The organism is Rubrivivax gelatinosus, from assembly GCF_016583785.1.
Classification (GTDB): Bacteria; Pseudomonadota; Gammaproteobacteria; order Burkholderiales; family Burkholderiaceae_C; genus Rubrivivax; species Rubrivivax gelatinosus_B.
On record NZ_NRRU01000191.1, the window covers coordinates 1 to 3561 of the forward strand.

4 protein-coding genes are annotated in these 3561 nt (G+C 75.6%); 2 read left to right on the forward strand and 2 right to left on the reverse strand.

Annotated elements, in window-relative coordinates; all coding sequences use genetic code 11:
• The coding region (locus tag CKO43_RS25140) for a heavy metal translocating P-type ATPase (protein WP_200380380.1) at positions 1 to 1520 on the reverse strand (1520 nt) is incomplete at its 3' end.
• A 60-nt stretch (positions 1521 to 1580) separates the two neighbouring features.
• Here CKO43_RS25140 and cadR point away from each other — a divergent pair.
• Together cadR and CKO43_RS25150 are read left to right on the forward strand one after the other, a co-directional pair.
• On the forward strand, positions 1581 to 2048 hold the full coding sequence (gene cadR, locus CKO43_RS25145) for a Cd(II)/Pb(II)-responsive transcriptional regulator (protein WP_200228200.1): 468 nt from the start codon (positions 1581 to 1583) through the stop codon (positions 2046 to 2048).
• 29 nt (positions 2049 to 2077) lie between these two features.
• Positions 2078 to 2983: an ABC transporter ATP-binding protein gene (locus CKO43_RS25150; protein WP_200380381.1), complete on the forward strand. Its 906-nt coding sequence runs from the start codon at positions 2078 to 2080 to the stop codon at positions 2981 to 2983.
• Here the strand turns inward: CKO43_RS25150 and CKO43_RS25155 are convergent.
• The coding region (locus CKO43_RS25155) for a molybdate ABC transporter permease subunit (RefSeq protein WP_200380382.1) at positions 2978 to 3561 on the reverse strand (584 nt) is incomplete at its 5' end. The genes CKO43_RS25150 and CKO43_RS25155 overlap by 6 nt on opposite strands.

A 3561-nucleotide genomic window follows, 5' to 3' on the forward strand; every position in this document is an offset into this window, starting at 1 on the left:
TCGCGCTCGACCAGCCGCGGCCGGCCTTCGGTCAGCGTGCCGGTCTTGTCGAGCGCGACCGCGCGCAGCCGGCGCGCCGCTTCGAGGTGCGCGCCGCCCTTGAGCAGCACGCCGCGGCGCGCCGCCGCGGCCAGGCCGCTGGACAGGCTGACCGGCGTCGAGATCACCAGCGCGCAGGGGCAGGCGATGACCAGCAGCACCAGCGCCTTGTAGATCGCCGCGCCCCAGGCCCAGCCCAGCAGCAGCGGCCCGGCCAGCGCCAGCGCCAGCGCGACGGCGAACACCGCCGGCGTGTAGACCGCGGCGAAGCGGTCGACGAAACGCTGCGTCGGCGCGCGTGAGGCCTGGGCCTGTTCGACCGCGACGACGATGCGCGCCAGCGTCGACTGCGCCGCCGCCGCGGTGATGCGGGCCTCGACGGTGCCGGTGAGGTTGAGCGTGCCGCCGAAGACGGCGTCGCCGGCGGCCTTGTCCACCGGCAGGCTCTCGCCGGTGACGGCGGCCTGGTCGACGCTGGTCGTGCCTTCGGTCAGCACGGCGTCGACCGGGAACCGTTCGCCGGCGCGCACACGCAGCGTCTCGCCCGGCCGCGCCTCGGCCACCGGCAGCGTGACCCAGGCGTCGCCGCGGCGCAGCGTGGCGACCTCGGGCGCCATCGCCAGCAGCGCGGCGATGGCGTTGCGCGCGCGGTCGATGGCACGCGCCTCGATCAGCTCGGCGATCGAATACAGCGCCATCACCATCGCCGCCTCGGGCCACTGGCCGATCGCGAAGGCGCCGAGCACGGCCACCGACATCAGCGCGTTGATGTCCAGGCGCAGGCGCAGCAGTGCCGTCAGCCCCTTCTTCAGCACGCCGAAACCGGCGAGCGCGATCGCCGCCGCGGCCACCGCCATGCCCAGCCAGGGCTGGGCGGGTGCGAAGGCGTGCAGCAGTTCGGCCGCGGCTGCCAGCGCCAGTGCCCCGACCAGGCGCGGCAGGCCGGCGGCGCGCCACCAGGGCAGCGCGGCGCCGGCGTCGTCAGGCCAGGGTTCGGCGGCAAAACCGGCGCGGCGGATGGCGGCCAGCGCCGCGTCCAGCGCGGCGGCCTCGGCGTCGATGCGCAGCGAACGTTCGGAGAGCGCGAAGCGCAGGCTGCGGATGCCGGCGATGCCTTCGAGCGCACGCCGGATCTGGCCTTCTTCGACGGGGCAGTCCATCGCCGGGATGCGCAGCTTCAGCCCCGGGCCGCCGGTGTCGGGCAGCGCCGCGGCCGCCGGCGTGGCGCAGCTGCCGTCACCGCAGCCGCAGGACGCGGCCGCGACGGCGCCGTGCTGGTGCTTGTGGTCGTGGCCATGGTGGTGATCGTGCGCAGCGTCATGTGCGTCATGCGCCGGGGCCTGTCCGTGCCCGACGGCGGCGGCTGCGGCTTCGCTGTGGCGTCGGCGTGCCGGCATCGGCAGTGCCACCGCGGCCACGGCCTCGTGGCTGCAGCCGCAGCCGTCGCCGCAGCCGTCCTTTACGGTCTTCGATTCGTCCATGTCGCCATTGCAGACCCTGAAGCAGGTTTAGAGTCAAGCGGCCACCACGAGGACCATGCGATGCGCATCGGAGAACTGGCCGCAGCCTGCGGCACACCCGTCGAGACCATCCGCTACTACGAGCGTGAAGGCCTGCTGCCGGTGCCGCCGCGTTCGGACGGCAACTACCGCGTCTACGGCAGCGCCGAACTGGAGCGCCTGGCCTTCATCCGCCAGTGCCGTGCGCTGGACATGTCGCTGGACGAGGTGCGTGCGCTGCTCGCCTTCCGCGACGCGCCGCCGGCCGACTGCAGCGGCGTCAACGCGCTGCTGGACGAACACATCGGCCACGTCGTGCAGCGCATCGACGAGTTGCGGGCGCTCGAGACCGCGCTGCGTGGCCTGCGCCAGCGCTGCGACGCGCCCGGTGCCGGCGCCGCCTGCGGCATCCTGCACGGGCTGGAACAGGCCGTCGTGCCGGTCGAGGCGACGCGCCGCGCGGCCGCCAGCAGCCACGAACACGCGGGCACCCACGGCCGCCGGCGCTGAAGGCGGCACGCTCCGTGCAACGCCCGGCCATGCTCCGCCTGCCCTGGCCACGCCGCGCCGACCCCGCCGACGACACGCCGCGTGCGCTCGAGATCGACGTCGCCACGACGCTGGCCTCGGCCAGCGGCCCGATGCGGCTGCAGGTCGCGCTGCGCCTGGAGCCCGGCCAGTGGGCGGCTTTGCTCGGGCCCTCGGGCGCCGGCAAGACGACGCTGCTGCGCCTGATCGCCGGCCTCGCGCGCCCCGAATCGGGCCGTGTCGCCTGGGGCGACGAGATCTGGCACGACGGCACCGGCCGGCCGTGGCCGACCCGCCGGCGCCGCGTCGGTTTCGTCTTCCAGGACCATGCGCTGTTCCTGCAGATGACGGCGCGGCGCAACGTCGAGTTCGCGTTGCGCCCCGGCGTGCCCAAAAGCCGTGCCGGCGACTGGCTCGACTGGGCGGGCCTGGCGGCGCTGGCCGAGCGCCGGCCCGAGCAGCTCTCCGGCGGCCAGCAGCAGCGGCTTGCGCTGGCGCGCACGCTGGCCTCGCAGCCGCGGCTGCTGCTGCTGGACGAGCCGCTGTCGGCACTCGACGCGGCGCTGCGCCACGAACTGCAGGACGGCCTGCTGCGCCTGCGCCGCGGCGACATCCCCGGCCACGGCCGCCCGGCGGCGCTGCTGGTGACGCACGAACCGGCCGAGGCGCTGCGCCTGGCCGAACGCCTGCTGCGGCTGGAGCAGGGCCGCATCGTGCAGGACCTGCGGCCCGCGCCGCTGGCCGCCAGCGACCGCCTGCTGGTGCCCGGCCGCGTGCTCGGCCGCGGCGGCGACGGCCTGCTGGAAGTCGAAGCCGCCGGCCGCGTCTGCCGCCTGGGCGACGACGGCGACTGGCGCGCCGGCGACCTGGTGCTGCTCAGCGGCGGCGGCTTGCGTGTCGAACGTGCGGCCTCATGAGGCTTCGAGCCGGCGCAGCGCCGCGAGCACGGCCAGCGCCACCGCGCCCAGCAGCGCCGACAGCAGCGCCGCGCGCATGAACTCGCCGCTCATCACCGCGTTGTAGATCGCCAGCGACACCGTCGTCGTGCGGCCTTCGACGTTGCCGCCCAGCATCAGCGTGATGCCGACTTCGCCGACGGAGCGCGCCAGCGCCAGCGCCAGCCCCGCGGCCAGCGCCCGGCGCGTGGCCGGCAGCAGCACCGACAGCAGGATCTGCCACTCGTTCTTGCCCAGCGTGCGCGCCGCTTCGCCCAGGCGCGCCGCGGCGCTTTCCAGCGCCGCCTGCACCGGCTTGACGACCAGCGGCAGCCCGGCCAGCACCGAGGCCAGCAGCACGCCCCAGAACGAGAACACGAAGTCCAGGCCCAGGTGCTCGCGCAGCGGCTGGCCGAGCAGGCCGTAGCGGCCCAGCAGCCACAGCAGCAGGAAACCCGTGGCCACCGGCGGGAACACCAGCGGCAGCGTCACCAGCAGGTCCAGCAGCCGGCGCCCGGGCCAGCCGCGCCGCGCCAGCGCGGCGCGGCTGGCCCGGGCGC